18 protein-coding genes are annotated in these 14904 nt (G+C 71.7%); 8 read left to right on the forward strand and 10 right to left on the reverse strand.

The window, feature by feature from the left end:
• Positions 1-27: 27 nt before the first annotated feature.
• The 4 genes from MJ604_RS14615 to MJ604_RS14630 form a co-directional block, all read right to left on the reverse strand.
• Positions 28-465 (reverse strand): DUF6542 domain-containing protein, encoded by a 438-nt coding sequence (locus MJ604_RS14615; protein WP_243059228.1) that lies wholly within the window; start codon positions 463-465, stop codon positions 28-30.
• Positions 462-1502 (reverse strand): DNA recombination protein RmuC, encoded by a 1041-nt coding sequence (locus MJ604_RS14620; RefSeq protein ID WP_243059229.1) that lies wholly within the window; start codon positions 1500-1502, stop codon positions 462-464. The genes MJ604_RS14615 and MJ604_RS14620 overlap by 4 nt, the downstream gene beginning before the upstream one ends.
• A gap of 153 nt (positions 1503-1655) precedes the next feature.
• Positions 1656-2435, reverse strand: coding sequence for an exodeoxyribonuclease III (locus MJ604_RS14625; protein ID WP_243059230.1), 780 nt, complete (start codon positions 2433-2435; stop codon positions 1656-1658).
• A gap of 22 nt (positions 2436-2457) precedes the next feature.
• Positions 2458-4404: a multicopper oxidase domain-containing protein gene (locus tag MJ604_RS14630; protein WP_243059231.1), complete on the reverse strand. Its 1947-nt coding sequence runs from the start codon at positions 4402-4404 to the stop codon at positions 2458-2460.
• 97 nt (positions 4405-4501) lie between these two features.
• Here MJ604_RS14630 and MJ604_RS14635 point away from each other — a divergent pair, with 97 nt between their 5' ends.
• From MJ604_RS14635 to MJ604_RS14665, 7 genes are all read left to right on the forward strand, one after another.
• On the forward strand, positions 4502-5359 hold the full coding sequence (locus tag MJ604_RS14635) for an MOSC N-terminal beta barrel domain-containing protein (protein WP_243059232.1): 858 nt from the start codon (positions 4502-4504) through the stop codon (positions 5357-5359).
• A gap of 39 nt (positions 5360-5398) precedes the next feature.
• A complete protein-coding gene (ychF, locus tag MJ604_RS14640; protein WP_243059233.1) occupies positions 5399-6475 on the forward strand; it encodes a redox-regulated ATPase YchF in 1077 nt (358 codons plus the stop codon).
• Positions 6476-7092: 617 nt separating this feature from the next.
• A complete protein-coding gene (locus tag MJ604_RS14645; protein ID WP_243059234.1) occupies positions 7093-7755 on the forward strand; it encodes a VC0807 family protein in 663 nt (220 codons plus the stop codon).
• 91 nt (positions 7756-7846) lie between these two features.
• Positions 7847-8941 (forward strand): iron ABC transporter permease, encoded by a 1095-nt coding sequence (locus tag MJ604_RS14650; RefSeq protein WP_243059235.1) that lies wholly within the window; start codon positions 7847-7849, stop codon positions 8939-8941.
• A 19-nt stretch (positions 8942-8960) separates the two neighbouring features.
• Positions 8961-9947 (forward strand): ABC transporter substrate-binding protein, encoded by a 987-nt coding sequence (locus MJ604_RS14655; protein ID WP_243059236.1) that lies wholly within the window; start codon positions 8961-8963, stop codon positions 9945-9947.
• Positions 9944-10741: an ABC transporter ATP-binding protein gene (locus tag MJ604_RS14660; protein WP_243059237.1), complete on the forward strand. Its 798-nt coding sequence runs from the start codon at positions 9944-9946 to the stop codon at positions 10739-10741. Before MJ604_RS14655 ends, MJ604_RS14660 begins: the two co-directional genes overlap by 4 nt.
• A complete protein-coding gene (locus MJ604_RS14665) occupies positions 10738-11415 on the forward strand; it encodes a class I SAM-dependent methyltransferase (protein ID WP_243059238.1) in 678 nt (225 codons plus the stop codon). The genes MJ604_RS14660 and MJ604_RS14665 overlap by 4 nt, the downstream gene beginning before the upstream one ends.
• Here MJ604_RS14665 and MJ604_RS14670 read toward each other — a convergent pair whose 3' ends face one another.
• The 5 genes from MJ604_RS14670 to MJ604_RS14690 form a co-directional block, all read right to left on the reverse strand.
• Complete coding sequence (locus MJ604_RS14670; protein ID WP_243059239.1) at positions 11416-11580, reverse strand: hypothetical protein; 165 nt, start codon at positions 11578-11580, stop codon at positions 11416-11418.
• A gap of 101 nt (positions 11581-11681) precedes the next feature.
• Complete coding sequence (locus MJ604_RS14675; protein WP_243059240.1) at positions 11682-12188, reverse strand: GNAT family N-acetyltransferase; 507 nt, start codon at positions 12186-12188, stop codon at positions 11682-11684.
• Complete coding sequence (locus MJ604_RS14680; RefSeq protein WP_243059241.1) at positions 12185-12583, reverse strand: arsenate reductase ArsC; 399 nt, start codon at positions 12581-12583, stop codon at positions 12185-12187. Before MJ604_RS14680 ends, MJ604_RS14675 begins: the two co-directional genes overlap by 4 nt.
• Positions 12583-13254 carry an aquaporin gene (locus MJ604_RS24295; protein WP_243059242.1) on the reverse strand — a complete coding sequence of 224 codons (672 nt, stop codon included), beginning with the start codon at positions 13252-13254 and terminating at the stop codon, positions 12583-12585. The genes MJ604_RS14680 and MJ604_RS24295 overlap by 1 nt, the downstream gene beginning before the upstream one ends.
• The gene (locus MJ604_RS14690) at positions 13251-13610 is read right to left on the reverse strand and encodes a metalloregulator ArsR/SmtB family transcription factor (RefSeq protein ID WP_243059243.1); all 360 of its coding nucleotides are present in this window, start codon (positions 13608-13610) and stop codon (positions 13251-13253) included. The genes MJ604_RS24295 and MJ604_RS14690 overlap by 4 nt, the downstream gene beginning before the upstream one ends.
• A 77-nt stretch (positions 13611-13687) precedes the next feature.
• Here MJ604_RS14690 and MJ604_RS14695 point away from each other — a divergent pair, with 77 nt between their 5' ends.
• Positions 13688-14092 (forward strand): ArsI/CadI family heavy metal resistance metalloenzyme, encoded by a 405-nt coding sequence (locus MJ604_RS14695; protein ID WP_243059244.1) that lies wholly within the window; start codon positions 13688-13690, stop codon positions 14090-14092.
• Positions 14093-14162: 70 nt separating this feature from the next.
• On the opposite strand, the gene MJ604_RS14700 is transcribed toward MJ604_RS14695, so the two are convergent.
• Positions 14163-14891 carry an LLM class flavin-dependent oxidoreductase gene (locus MJ604_RS14700; RefSeq protein WP_243059245.1) on the reverse strand — a complete coding sequence of 243 codons (729 nt, stop codon included), beginning with the start codon at positions 14889-14891 and terminating at the stop codon, positions 14163-14165.
• Positions 14892-14904: the final 13 nt, after the last annotated feature.

Below are 14904 nucleotides of genomic sequence, written 5' to 3' on the forward strand. Positions count from 1 at the left end.
GGAGGGGTCACCGGCGCCGGGCACGCACTAGAGCGACGCTCGAGACGGCCGAGGCGCCGGCGCGCTCTCCCGACCCAGGACCCGATGGCGTACGGCGAGGACGCCGAGGCTCAGGGCGTAGCCGACGATCAGTGCGCCCGCGTGGTGGCCGAGCCCGGACACGACCGCCTGGATCACGCCGTCGCCCTCGTCGGCGATCACGTCGGGACGGGCGATGCCGAGCAGCGTGAACACCGCGACCATCAGCAGGGGCGGCAGCACGCCGACCGTGAAGAAGTCGGTGGGCCGGACCCGCAGCGCGGCACCGACGCAGATCAGCACGAAGCACACGTCGAAGAACCAGCCGACGCTGCCGGTGATCGCCTGCTCGAGGACCACCGCCGTGAGCGCGAGCGCCAGCCCGAGCGCGACGACCTGTCGGCCCGGCTCGGTGCCCTGCTCCCAGAGCGTGCGGCGCTGGTTCACAGGGCCACCGTATGGTCGCCGTCCTCCTCGCCGTCGGCGGCGCGCCGTTCCACGACATGCAGCTCGGTGGGTGGTAGGGACCGGCTCGCGGACTCGACCTGGCGCGGCGCCGGCAGGTCTCCGAACCGGCGGGCCGCCACCAGCACTCGCGACTCGAGGGAGCCGACCGTCTGGTTGTAGTGGCCGACGGCGGCGTTGAGGGACCGGCCGAGCTGGTCGAGGTGGCCGGTCATGCTGGCCAGCCGGCTGTGCAGCTCGCGGCCGAGCCGGTGGATGTCGCGCGCCTGCTCGGCCAGTGTCTCGTGGCTCCAGCCGTGCGCGACCGTGCGCAGCAGCGCGATCAGCGTGGTCGGGGTGGCGAGCACGACCTGACGGGCGGCGGCGTACTCGATCAGGCCGTTGTCGGTCTCGAGGGCCGCGGCCAGGAACGACTCGGCCGGGACGAAGAGCACCACGAACTCCGGGCTCTCGGGCAGCGACCGCCAGTACTGCTTGGAGCCGAGCAGGTCGACGTGCGTGCGGAGCTGGCCGGCGTGGCGGCGCAGGTGGTGCTCGCGCTCGTCGTCGTCCTCGGTGGAGGTGGCGTCGAGGTAGGCGTCGAGCGGGACCTTGGCGTCGACCACGACACGGCGCCCGCCGACGAGCCGGACCACCAGGTCGGGGCGGCGCGCGCCGTCGTCGAGCCGCACCTGCTCGGCGAAGTCGCACCGGTCGACGAGGCCGGCCAGCTCGACCGCCCGGCGCAGGTGCAGCTCACCCCAGCGCCCGCGCACCTGTGGCTTGCGCAGCGCGGTCGACAGCGAGCGGGTCTCGCGCTGCAGCGAGTCGACCTGTGCGTCGAACTGGCCCTGCCAGGTCGCCCGTGCGCGGTCGAGGTGGTGCATCTGGTCGCTGAGCCGGTCCAGCCCCTGCATCACCTCGGCCTGGTCGACCAGGCCCGCGGTGTAGGTCGGACGTGAGCGGGACCAGAGCACACCGACGAGGACGCCGAGGCCGAGGCCGACCAGCAGCGTGAGGAAGATCGTCAGGATGTCCATGTCGCCAGCATGGGGGCGACCACCGACAGTGGCCGGGAGGGCGGAGTCGATGCCGTTTCACCACGGTACGTGGCCGAACCTGCACTTCCCATGGCGTGCAGGCCGTGGGAAGTGCAGGTTCGCCTGCATGCCGTGGTGAAGCTGTGACTCAGGTCAGGCGATGTCGAGGATCACCGGGGCGTGGTCGGAGGGGGCGCCGGTGCCCTGGGCGGGGTCGCGCTCGTCGCGGTCGACGAACCCACCCGTCGCCCGCGCCGCCAGGGACGGCGAGCCGAGCAGGAAGTCGATGCGCAGCCCGCGGTTCCGCTCGAAGCGCTGGCGGTAGTAGTCCCAGTAGGTGTAGCCGGCGTCGTACGGCTTCACGGTGTCGACCCAGCCGTCCTCGGCGAGGGCGAAGAACGCCGCCCGCTCGGCCGGCGTCACGTGCGTCGAGTTCTTGAACTGCTTCACGTCGAAGACGTCGTCGTCGGTCGGGCAGACGTTCCAGTCGCCGACCAGCAGGGCGTCGCCGGCCAGCCACTCCCGCGCGGCCGAGCGGAGCGCGGCGTACCAGTCCAGCTTGTAGACGTAGTGCGGGTCGTCGGGCTTGCGGCCGTTGGGGATGTACAGCGACCAGAGACGTACGCCGCCGCAGGTCGCGCCGATCGCCCGCGACTCGGGCTCGGCCGGCTCGCCCCAGCCCGGCTGGCCGGGGAACCCCGTCTCGACGTCCTCGAGCCCGACCCGGCTGATGATCGCGACGCCGTTCCACTGGTTGGTGCCGGCCGCGGCGACCTCGTAGCCGCGCGCCTGCAGCCCCATCAGGGGCAGCTGCTCCTCGCGGGCCTTGGTCTCCTGGAGCGCCAGCACGTCGACGTCGTGGCGGTCGAGGAACGCCTCGACGCGGTCGATGCGGGTCCGGAGGGAGTTGACGTTCCAGGTCGCGATGCGCACCCCGTCACCCTATGAGGGGCCGTCAGCGGTGCACCTCGAAGGTCGCCATCATCCCGTGGTCCTCGTGGTCGAGCATGTGGCAGTGCACCATGAACGGCCCGGTGTAGTCGGTGAACTTCGCGGCCACCAGGACCACCTCGCCGGGGTCCAGCTTCCAGGTGTCCTCGAGCCCGCGCTCCCACGGCGGCGGCCGCTTCCCGTTGCGGCTGACCGTGCGCCACTGCAGCTGGTGCAGGTGCACGTAGTGGGTGATGTCGCTGGTGTTCTTCAGCTTCCACGTCTCGACGGTGCCGAGCTTCACGCGGTGGTCGACGCGGTCCGCGTCGTACGCCTTGCCGTTGATCGCCCAGAACGACCCGGTCTCCGGGTCGCCCTCGAGCGAGAAGTCCCACGTCATCGAGATCTTGCGCGGCGCGTCGACCAGCTCGGGCGTCGGCAGGTCCTTCGGCACGCGACTGTCGTCGGCCGCGGCTCGACGTACCCGGAACTGCATGAGGTCGCCGACGCGCGAGCCGGTGCCCTCGATGCCCTTGGCGCGCGGCACGGTCTTGAGCACCACGTTCGTGCCCGCCAGCCCGTGGAAGTCGACGATCACGTCGGCGCGCTGGGCCGGGCCGAGCAGGATGTGCTTGCGCACGACCGGATGCGGCAGCAACCCGTCCCCGGTGCCGATCTGGGTGAACGGACGGCCGTTCGAGAGGACCAGGTTGTACGACGAGAACGCCGAGCTGTTGAGCAGCCGCAGCCGGTAGCGCGTGGCCGTCGTCCGCAGGTGCGGCGCGACGCGGCCGTTGACGAGGAGCCGGTTGCCGACCGACGCGTCGTTCGGCGGCGCGTGCGGTCCGGTCCAGGCCATCCCGCCCATGTCGCCCATGTCGCCCATGTCGCCGTGGTCCATGCCCTCCATGTCGTGGCCCGCGTCGTGGTCCATGTCGTGGCCCCCGTGGACCATCGACGGCTCGTGCAGCATGCCGAGCTGGTTGCGCTTGGTGAACGTGCGGTCCGCGATCATCAGCGGCACGTCGCGGACGCCCTGGGGCAGCCCGATCGCCGCCTCCTGCGGGTCCTCGACGATGAACATGCCCTGCAGGCCCATCCAGTTGTTCCGGGTGGTCCGGTCCATCCGGTGGTCGTGGTACCAGAAGAACGAGCCGGGCGCGGGCTTGCCGTCGTCCACGAGGTCGTAGCGGTAGGTGCGCGAGTGACCGCGCCGGACCAGGAACGTCGTCGGCTGCCCGTCGTACCTCGACGCGTGATGGCTGCCGTGCAGGTGCATCGACATCGAGCCGGCCTTGCGCGGCAGGTGGTTGGCGACCGTGACCAGCGTCTGCCGGCCCGCCGGCCGGCGGATCGTCGGGCCGGGCCAGCTGCCGCCGTACGTCCAGGCCGTCGTGCGCCGACCGTCGGGCAGCATCCTCGACTGCGTACGCCGCATGTCCAGCCGGACGTGGGCGTCGGTCACCGTCCTCGGCACGGCGAGCGGCATCGTGAACCTCTGCTTGCCGCCGCTGTTGCCACCCGAGCCGCCGGTGACGGTGAGCGTGCCGCGCATGTTGGGGTGCAGGCGGCAGTAGAAGCCGTAGTCGCCGGCCGCGAGGCCGGTGGCACCGCGGACCACGCGGGTGGCGCCCGGCGCCACGGTCACGTCGAAGAGCGGTCGGCCCTCGGCGTCGGTCGCCTCGGAGGTCACCGTGTGGGAGTACCTGTCGTTGTTCTCCACCGAGAGCTGGCCGTCCTGGGAGATCGTCACTCGTGGCGTCGCGTAGTCCCCGGTCGGGCCGGCCAGGCCGATCCGGACGACCGCGGAGACGGGGGTGCCGCGCTCGCCCGACGTACCCGCCCCGAGGGCCGCGGCGGCGACACCGTCCTCGGGCTCGGACGAGCCGGAGACGTGGACGATCAGCGCCGCGACGAGGGCGGCGACGGCGAGCAGGGCGAGGCCGCCGGTACGGCGGTGCGTGCGGGTCACGCACGGCATCCTCTCGGTTCGGCCGGGTCGTCGTGGCGGAAACGACGGACTGCGTTGCGTTTCGCTCGGAGGGGTGAGATCCCCCTACCGTGATCCCGTGCCCGCTCGCCTGACCGCCATCAACCGCTTCCCCGTGAAGTCCTGCCGAGGCGAGTCGGTCGACTCCGCCGTGGTCGAGCCGTGGGGGCTCCTGGGTGATCGGCGTTGGATGGTCGTCGACGACGCGGGCTCCGCGATCACCGCCCGGGAAGCCAACCGGCTGGTGCTCGTGCACCCCGAGATCACGCCGTACGGCCTGCGCCTGAGTGCGCCCGACCTGCCCGCGCTGGACGTGGCGACGCCCGACCCCGCGGCCCAGACCCCGGTCGCCCTCTGGTCCTCGCACCTCGACGCCGTGCCCGCCGGCGAGGAGGCCGACGCGTGGTTCAGCAAGGCGCTGGACCGTTCGGTGCACCTCGTGCACCTCGACGACCCGCGCAAGCGGCCGACCAGCCCCGACTTCAGCGAGCCCGGCGACCGGGTGTCGTTCGCGGACGGGTACCCGCTGCTGCTCGCGACCGAGGAGTCGCTCGCCGCGTTGAACGACGAGGTCGTCGCGGCCTCCGCGACCGGTCGCGACCCGCTGCCGATGACCCGCTTCCGGCCCAACGTCGTCGTCTCGGGCGTCGAGGCGTGGGCCGAGGACGACTGGCGCCGGATCCGCATCGGCGACGCGGTCTTCCGCGCGGTCAAGGGCTGCGCGCGCTGCGTGCTGACCACGATCGACCCCGACACCGCCGAGCGGGAGAAGGAGCCGATCCGGTCGCTCGCGAAGATCCGGCGCTGGGACGGCGCCACCTGGTTCGGGATCAACCTGGTGCCGGACACCTCCGACGTCACGATCCGGGTCGGCGACGAGTTCGAGGTGCTCGAGGCCGTGCCGCCCGGCGCGGGGCCGATCCGACCCGTCCGCTGATTCGGGGCGGGTCGCCTTCCCGCCGTAGAGTTCTCGCCCGTGGCACTCACCATCGGCATCGTCGGTCTCCCCAACGCGGGCAAGTCGACGCTCTTCAACGCACTGACCAAGAACGACGTGCTCGCGGCGAACTACCCGTTCGCGACGATCGAGCCGAACGTCGGCGTCGTGGGCGTCCCCGACGGGCGGCTGGCGAGGCTCGCGGAGGTCTTCGGCTCCGCCCGGATCCTGCCCGCGACCGTCGAGTTCGTCGACATCGCCGGCATCGTCCGCGGCGCGTCCGAGGGTGAGGGCCTGGGCAACAAGTTCCTCGCGCACATCCGCGAGTCCGCGGCGATCTGCCAGGTGACCCGGGTCTTCCGCGACGAGGACGTCACCCACGTCGACGGCGAGGTGAACCCCGCCAGCGACATCGGGACGATCCAGACCGAGCTGATCCTCGCCGACCTGCAGACCGTCGAGAAGGCGATCCCGCGGCTGGAGAAGGAGGCGCGGACCAAGAAGGAGCTCGGCGCCGTCGTCGACGCCGCCAAGGAGGCGCTCGCCGCACTCGAGGCCGGTACGCCGATCATCGCGACGAAGATCGACCGCGAGCTGATCCGCGAGCTCTCGCTGCTGACCGCCAAGCCCTTCATCTACGTCTTCAACTGCGACGCCGACGAGCTCGCCGACGACGCCCTCAAGGCGAAGATGCAGGAGATCGTCGCGCCGGCCGAGGCGATCTTCCTCGACGCGAAGTTCGAGGCCGAGCTCGTCGAGCTCGACGACGACGAGGAGGCCCGCGAGATGCTGCGGGAGATGGGCGTCGAGGAGCCCGGCCTGGAGGTGCTGGCCCGCGTCGGCTTCGACACCCTCGGCCTGCAGACCTACCTGACCGCCGGCCCCAAGGAGACCCGGGCCTGGACGATCCCCAAGGGCGCCACGGCTCCCGAGGCCGCCGGCGTCATCCACACCGACTTCCAGCGTGGCTTCATCAAGGCCGAGATCGTGTCCTTCGACGACCTCATGGAGGCCGGCACCATGCTCAAGGCCAAGGAGGCCGGCAAGGTGCGCATGGAGGGCAAGGACTACGTCATGGCCGACGGCGACGTGGTGGAGTTCCGCTTCAACGTCTGAGGCACTCGCGGGTGCGCCGCGTCAACGGCCCGCCCGATCACCCCGGCTGTCGTGCTGGCGCGGTCTGCTTGCCCTGTCCCATTCGTTGGGCCGAGCGCGCTGGTCCGGCCGGAAGCCGGGAAGACGTGTTTCGCCTCCAGGCCGTGTAGGTTGGCGGTAACCAACCTGCTGGCCAGCTTGTCGAGCTGCGGGGCAGGACGAAGGGCGCACGTCATGATGACGGCACCGACCAGCGAGCGCGATCGTGCGCCGAAGCGCGTTCCGCTCCTGCTGGGGCTCGTCGGGGCGATCTCCACTGTCACCGTCAGATCCGTCGGCTAGGCCCGCGAGTATCGGTGCCGTTGGACACCCCCTCCCGCTACTCACGCAGCCTGCGGTGAGTGGGGAGGTCCGGCGGGCCACGCTCGACACCCCGTCGTGCGACGGAGATCGACCGGTCGTCCTCGGGGTCGGCAGTCGCCGTTGATCCCGGCCCCGTGGCGCACCGGGTCGGCGCGGCCGCCGGTGACTGAGCCGTGTCTCATCACGCCGAGCGCCAACTGCGCCGCGGCGGATTGGGTACCGCCCGGCCAGGACGACGCGGTACCTCCCGCGACCACCGAGCACGACAGGACCCCATGACGTCGAACGGAACCACCGCCCACCCCACCCTCGGGGCGGTTGTCAGGCGCGTCGCGCTGAGTCTGGTGATCGCCTGCGCGATCCCGGCGACCATCTTCTACAGCTGCCTGCGCCTGGAGGGCGTCTGGACGGCGATCTTCGCCGCGCTCGGCTGGTCGTACGGCGCGATCGCGTGGCGGGCCATCACCGGGCGCCGGACGTCCGGACTGCTGATCCTGACCGCGGTGGTGATGACCGGCCGCACGGTCGTGGCGCTGGTCACCGACAGCACCTACCTGTACTTCCTCCAACCGGTCATCAGCGACGCCTTGATCGGTGCCGCGTTCATCGCGACCCTGGCGACCGCACGCCCGATGGTCGCGCGCCTGGCCGGGGACTTCTACCCGATGGACGACGAGCTCCACCTACGGCCGCGGGTCCGTCGACTGTTCTGGTCGCTGACCCTGATGTGGGCGCTGCTGTGCTTCGGCAAGGCGACGGCGACACTGTGGCTGCTGCAGTCCCAGTCGCTCGAGACCTTCGTGCTCGTGAAGAGCGTGTCGGTGCTGCTGCTGAACGGGCTCGCCGTCACGGCGACCATCGCTGCCGCCACCCTCGTCGCGCGCCGGGAGGGCCTCCTCGTCCCGGCCGCTCCGGAGCCGGTGCCCGTCACGTCCTGATCGTCGATCGGGTACCCCCTCGGTGCCCGGCCCGGCCGTGTCGCTAACCTCTCGCTATTGCGAAATACATGCAATAAGAGAGGTGGGGCTGGTGGTGACCGACATCGCGACGGCGCCCGAGGTGTCGGCGGACGTGCTGGGGCTGCGCGCCGCCCGCCGCCGTACGACGGCCTGGCTGACCGCTCTCTCGCTGGTGCTGGTGGCCACGATCGTGGTCGGTGTCGGTGTCGGCGCGTTCTCCGTGCCGCCGGGGACCGTCGCCCGGGTCGTGACCCACCACCTCGTCGGCTGGCCCGCGGAGCAGACGTGGAGTGCGCCCGTCGACGCGATCGTGTGGCAGGTCCGGATGCCGCGGGTGCTGCTCGGCGCCCTCGTCGGTGCCGGCCTGGCGGTCTGCGGTGTCGCGCTCCAGGCGATGGTGCGCAACGTCCTCGCCGACCCCTACCTGCTGGGCGTCAACTCCGGAGCGTCGACCGGGGCCGCGGCTGCGATCCTCTTCGGCTTCGGAGCCGGCTACGTCGAGTACACCCTCCAGGTCACGGCCTTCCTCGGCGCGCTCGCCGCGTCGCTGCTCGTCTTCCTGGTGGCGCGCAGTGCCGGCCGGGTCACGTCGATCCGCCTGCTGCTGGCCGGCGTCGCCGTCGGCTACGCGCTCTATGCGCTCACCAGCTTCCTCATCTTCGCGTCCGGGTCGGCCGAGGGCGCGCGATCGGTGATGTTCTGGCTCCTCGGGTCGCTCGCCCTCGCCCAGTGGAACCTGCCCTTCCTCGTCGTGGCGGTCGTGGTCGTCGCCGCGACCATCCTGCTGACGATCTGGGGTCGCCGGCTCGACGCGCTGGCGATCGGCGACGAGACGGCGCACACCCTCGGCGTCCGCCCCGACCGGTTCCGGTTGCTGCTGCTCGTGGTCGTCGCACTCTGCGTCGGCGTGGTCGTGTCGGCCGCGGGGAGCATCGGCTTCGTCGGCCTCGTCGTGCCCCACCTCGCCCGCCGCGCGGTCGGGGGGACCCACGTCCGAGTCGTCGCGGCGGCGGCCCTCATGGGCGCGATCCTGCTGATCTGGGCCGACGTGCTCGCGCGCACGCTCTTCGCGCCGCAGGAGATCCCGATCGGGATCATCACCTCCCTCGTCGGCGCCCCGTTCCTGCTCGTCCTGATCCGTCGTCTGCATGCCACGAGTGCCTGACCCGTCCGAGGAGAACCCTGTGTCGCACCGCCCTGTCATCGCCGCCCTGCTGCTGGTCGGCAGCCTCACCGCCTGCGGGGCGGAAGACGGCGGCTCCACGCCCGCCCCTGCCGCGGCCGGCAGCCACCCCGTCACCATCGACAACTGCGGGGCGGAGGTCACCTTCGAGAAGGTGCCCGAGCGGGTGGTCCTCCTCAAGAGCTCCGCGGTGCCGTTCCTCCACGAGATCGACGTCATGGACCGCGTGACCGCTCGGGCCGGCCAGTACCCGGCCGAGTACTACGACGACGAGACCCTGGCCGAGCTCGACGAGATCCCGCTGCTCACCGACGAGCTCGACAGCAGCGGACACCTGCAGATCTCCGAGGAGGTGGTGATCAGCGAGGAGCCCGATCTCGTCCTCGGCCAGGTCGACAACCTCTCCCGCGAGACCTTGGCGGCCGTCGGCATCCCGCTCATCGAGGAGCCGGCCCTGTGCGAGCAGGGGATCGACGAGCCGGGGTTCGACGACGTCTATGCGCAGCTCGAGGTCTACGGGCGGGTGTTCGGACGTGAGGCCGCGGCACAGGACGCGATCGCGGACCTGAAGGAGGACCTCGCCGAGGTGCAGGAGGAGGTCGGCCCGGCGTCCGGGAGGACGGCCGCCGTGCTCTACCCCACCGTGGGCGGCGGTACGACGTACGCCTACGGCACCAAGTCGATGGCGCATCCCCAGCTCCAGGCGGCGGGCTTCGAGAACGTGTTCGGCAACGTCGACGAGCGGGTCTTCGAGGTCACGCTCGAGGAGCTGCTCGGCCGCGATCCCGACGTGCTGATCCTGCTGCACAGCGAGGGTGACCCCGCCGAGGTCGAGGCCGCGATCACCCAGCTGCCCGGCGCCGATGACCTGACCGCCGTGCGGAACGGCGACGTCATGGCGCAGCTCTTCAACTTCACCGAGCCGCCGACGCCGCTCTCGGTCGAGGGGCTCGAGCGGATCGTGGAGCGGTTCGGGCCCGGAGCATGATCGTCGCCGAGCAGCTCTCCTGGTCGTACGGGTCCGCCCAGGTGCTCGACGCCGTCTCCCTCGCGGCGCCGCACGGCCGGGTGCTCGGGCTGATCGGGCCGAACGGCAGCGGGAAGACGACGCTGATCCGGTTGCTGTCCGGCGTGCTGAACAGCCCGACCGGGACGGTCACGGTCGACGGCGAGCGCCTCGCGGCGCTGCCGGCCCGAGAGGCGGCGCGCCGGTTGGCGGTGGTCGTCCAGGAGTCCGGCGGCGAGAGCTCCCTCACGGTGGCGGAGACGGTCCTGCTCGGACGCGGCCCGCACCTCGGGCCGTTCCAGCGCACCGGCGCCACGGACCATGCGGTCGCGACGGACGCGCTCGAACGGGTCGGCGCGTCGCATCTCGCTGCCCGGGCGTTCGCCGGTCTGTCCGGCGGCGAGCGCCAACGGGTGCTGATCGCCCGGGCGCTCACGCAGCAGGCGAGCCACCTGTTGCTCGACGAGCCCACCAACCACCTCGACATCCGCTACCAGCACGAGGTCCTGGGGCTGGTCGCCGACCTGACCCACGACCTCCGGCGGACGGTCGTGGTCGTCCTGCACGACCTCAACCTCGCCGCCCGCTACTGCGATGACGTCGTCCTGCTCGGCGACGGCGGGGTCGCGGCGTCCGGGCCGGTGGAGAAGGTGCTGACCCCGCAGGTGCTCGAGCCGGTCTACGGGATCGGCGTCGAGCGGCTCGAAGCGGTGGACGGGATCCACCTGCTGTTCCATCCGATCACCACTCGCGTCGAGGAGGACGTGCACCGATGAACCTGCAACACACGATCAACGAGTACTGGACCGACCGCGCACCGTCGTACGACGCCTACCAGCAGCGCCCCGAACGACGCGAGCTCGACCGCGACGTCTGGCAGCGGGTCTGGGCAACGGCGCTTCCGCCGGCGACCGCGGACGTCCTGGACGTCGGCACCGGCAGTGGCCACGTCGCCTTCCTCCTCGCCGGCCTCGGGCACCGGGTCACGGGCATCGACCTCGCGGACGGGATGCTCGAGATCGCTCGCGAACGCGCGGAACGCATGCCGGCCGGTCCCCGCATCGAGGTGGGTGACGCGGTCGCTCCCGACTGCGCGCCTGAGTCCTTCGACGCGGTCGTCGGCCGGTACGTGATGTGGACCCTGCGCGACCCCGACGTCGCGGTCGCGAACTGGGTCCGGTTGCTCCGCCCGGGCGGCGTGGTCGCCATGGTCGACAGCACCTGGTTCGCAGACGGGGTGGGCGAGCTGTACGGCGACCGGCCGGCGGGCGACCTGCCGCTGGCGGACGCGCGCAGCATCGAGGAGACCGCCGACACCCTGCGGCGTGCGGGCCTGGTCGACGTGCGGGTCGTCCCGCTCGAGGAGGTGTTGGAGCTGGACCGCGAGCACGGGGTCGCACCCGGGCACGACGTCCAGCTCCAGTACCTCGTCACCGGCCGCCGGGAGTGATCACTCCGGCGGCTGCGACGTCGAGGTCCGGGCTCCCAGCGCCCGGGTCGCCGCCTCGGGCGTGATGCGCGGCGGCTCGAGGGCCGCCATCAGAAAGAGCAGTCCGAAGATGCCGCCGAGGGTGCCGAACACGGTCAGCAAGATCGCGTCCAGGTCGCTCGCCATCGTCCATCCCTTTCGTCGATGTCCCCGACTGAAGGTATCCAGCGCGATGCCCCTTGAAACCGGACGACGTGTGACGTTCGGGCGACGTTCTGGCGACGAGATCAGCTGGCCCCGACGCGGTCGCTGCGGCGCTCGATGAACACCACGTCCCGCCACGCTCCGGCCATCGGCCCGTAGGTCATCCGGCCGACCCGTGCGCGGGTTCCGACCACCCGGAACCCGGCCGCGTCGTGCAGGGCGAGGCTCGCCGTGTTCTCCGGGAACACCCCGGACTGGAGGGTCCAGATGCCCGCGGCCTCGGTGGACGCGACGAGGGCGTCGAGCAGCAGCCGCCCCAGGCCGCGTCCGGATGCGGCCGGGTCGACGTACACGGAGTGCTCGGCGACACCGGCGTACACGCACCGGTCGGAGACGCCGGACGCGGCGGCCCACCCGACGACCCGCCCGTCCTCGATCGCGACCAGCCGTTGGCCGGGGAGCCTGGCGGCGCCGAACTGCTCCCACGACGGCGGCTCGCTCTCGAACGTCGCGTGCCCGGTCGCGATCCCGGCGGCGTAGATCCGCTCGACCTCCGGCCAGTGCCCGGCCTCGAGGGGTACGACGCTCATGGGAGCAGCTCGCCGATCAGCGCCTCGATGCGGCCGCGGATCTCGTCGCGGATCGGCCGGACCGCCTCGATCCCCTGGCCGGCCGGGTCGGCGAGGACCCAGTCCTCGTACCGCTTGCCCGGGTAGAAGGGGCACTCGTCGCCGCACCCCATCGTGACGACGACGTCGGCCTCCTGGACTGCTGCGTCGGTGAGGAGCTTGGGCACCTGCGTCGCGATGTCGATGCCCTCCTCGGCCATCGCTGCGACCGCGGCGGGGTTGACCTGGTCGGCGGGCTGGGACCCCGCCGACAGGACGTCGATGCGATCGCCGGCGAGGTGCTGGAGGTAGCCCGCGGCCATCTGCGAGCGGCCGGCGTTGTGGACGCAGACGAAGAGCACGGTCGGGCGGGGCATCAGGCCTCCTGGGGAGTCGGGTGGAGCAGCAGGACCAGGGCGGCGCCGAGGCCACCGCCGATGAGCTGCATGAGCACGAACGCAGGAACGGATGCCGGCTCGATGCCGGCGAAGGTGTCCGAGAACATCCGGGCGACGGTGACCGCCGGGTTGGCGAAGCTGGTGGAGCTGGTGAACCAGTACGCCGCGGCGATGTAGCCGCCGACCGCGAAGGCGACGGTCTCGACGCGAGCCGAGCGCAACGAGCCGAACACGACCAGGACGAGCCCGAGCGTGGCCACGACCTCGCCGAGGAGCTGGCCGGAACCGCCGCGCTCGTGGGTGGACATCGAGACCGCGTCGAGGTCGAACATCAGGTTCGCGACCACGACACCCACCAGCCCGCCGACGACCTGGGCTGCGACGAGCACTGCCGTGGTGGCGGAGTCGATGCGGCCGAGGACGCGCTCGACGATCGTGACCACGGGGTTGAACGATGCCGACACCGGTTGCAGCGCGAGGATCAGCGCGACGAGGACGGCGCCCGTGGCGATGCTGTTCTCGAGCAGCTGCAGACCGACGTCGTCGGGGGAGAGCCGCTGGGCGGCGATGCCGGAACCGACGACGGCCGCGACGAGGAACGCCGTCCCGACCAGCTCGGCGGTCGCCCGGCGCGCGAGCGTGGGCGTCACGCGCCGACGCCGCCGAGCAGCGCGGACAGGTCGCCGAGGGCGGCGGCGTTCACGCGGTAGTAGACCCACACGCCGCGCTTCTCGCGCTCGAGGAGCCCCGCCTCGTGCAGCAGCTTGAGGTGGTGGCTGATCGTGGGCTGCGAGAGGTCGAAGGCGTCGTTGAGGTCGCACACGCAGGCCTCGCCGTCCGCGTGCGACGCGACGATCGAGAGCAGTCGGAGCCGGACCGGGTCGGCGATCGCCTTGACCAGCGGAGCGATCCGCTCGGCGGCATCCGCAGTGAGCGGCTCGCGGGTGACCGGGGAGCAGCAGGCGACCGCCTCGACCGGTGTCAGCTGCAGCAGAGACTTCGACATGCATCGATATTGACAGATGTCGATGTCATGGTCCAGTCTCAAGACATCGAAGTTCATCTATATCAGGAGGAGCACCCATGTCCCGCATCCAGCTCGCGCTCAACGTCGACGACCTCGACACCTCGATCGCGTTCTACTCGAAGCTGTTCGCCACCGAGCCGGCGAAGGTCCGTCCCGGGTACGCCAACTTCGCGGTGGCCGAGCCGCCGCTGAAGCTCGTGCTCATCGAGAACCCCGGCTCGGGGGGCTCGCTCAACCACCTGGGCGTCGAGGTCGCTGACACCGACACCGTGGACGCCGAGCAGACCCGGCTCGCCGAGGCGGGGTTCGCCTCGATCGACGAGCGCGGCACGACCTGCTGCTACGCCAAGCAGGACAAGTTCTGGGTCGAGGGGTCGCCGAACGGCGAGCGCTGGGAGGTCTACACCGTCCTCGCCGACGCCCCGGTCGAGGCGGTGGAGTCCGCCTGCTGCACCGGTTGAGGTCTGCGCCGCCCCGGGTGCCGGGGCGGCGTGGACGTCGTACGACCGAGCGGGCGCGACGCCCGTTCGGCTAGAGCGCGTCGATGAGCGGCCGCGGGTCCGGTGCGCCGTCGGGTCCTTGCAGGATCACGGTGTCCGCGCCGGCCGCGGTGAGCTCGGCGATCCGGTCGTGGGCGTGCTCCGGCGCCACCTCGGTGTAGACCGACACCAGCCGGTCGCCGACCAGCCCGCGGGCGCGGCGTACGTCGTCCGCCGTGGACGCCGCGGTGAGCAGCACGCCGTCGGTGAGCTCGCCGGCCAGGGCGATCGTGCGCGGCCCGGTGCCGCCGATCATCAGCGTGGGCGGCTGGACCGGGGGCCAGTCGAGCGTGACGCGGTCGAGCTGGACGTAGCGTCCCGCGACGTCGACCGTCTCGCCGCGCAGCAGGTCGCGGACCGCGGTGGTGTGCTCGCGCAGCAGCGTCATCGGTGACGTGACCGAGGCGCCCACCTGGGCCATCCACTCCTGCACGCCGTGGCCGAGCGCGACCAGCACCCGGCCGGGGAACATCCGCTCCAGCGTCGCGATCTCCATCGCGGCGACCGCCGGGTTGCGCAGCGGGACCGGCAGCAGCCCGATGCCGACCCGGATGCGCGACGTCCAGGCGAGCACGGCGGCCGCGGTCGTCGGCCCGCCCTCGAGGAAGCAGTCCTCCCACAGCCACAGCTCGTCGACACCCGCTGCGTCGGCGTGCTCGGCGACAGCGCGCACCGCCTCCGGGGGCAGCTGGGGACGGAGCACCACGCCGACGGTCGTCATGACCGCAGAGTAG

Origin of the sequence: Nocardioides sp. SR21 (assembly GCF_022761125.1) — a bacterium.
Taxonomy (GTDB): domain Bacteria; phylum Actinomycetota; class Actinomycetes; order Propionibacteriales; family Nocardioidaceae; genus Nocardioides.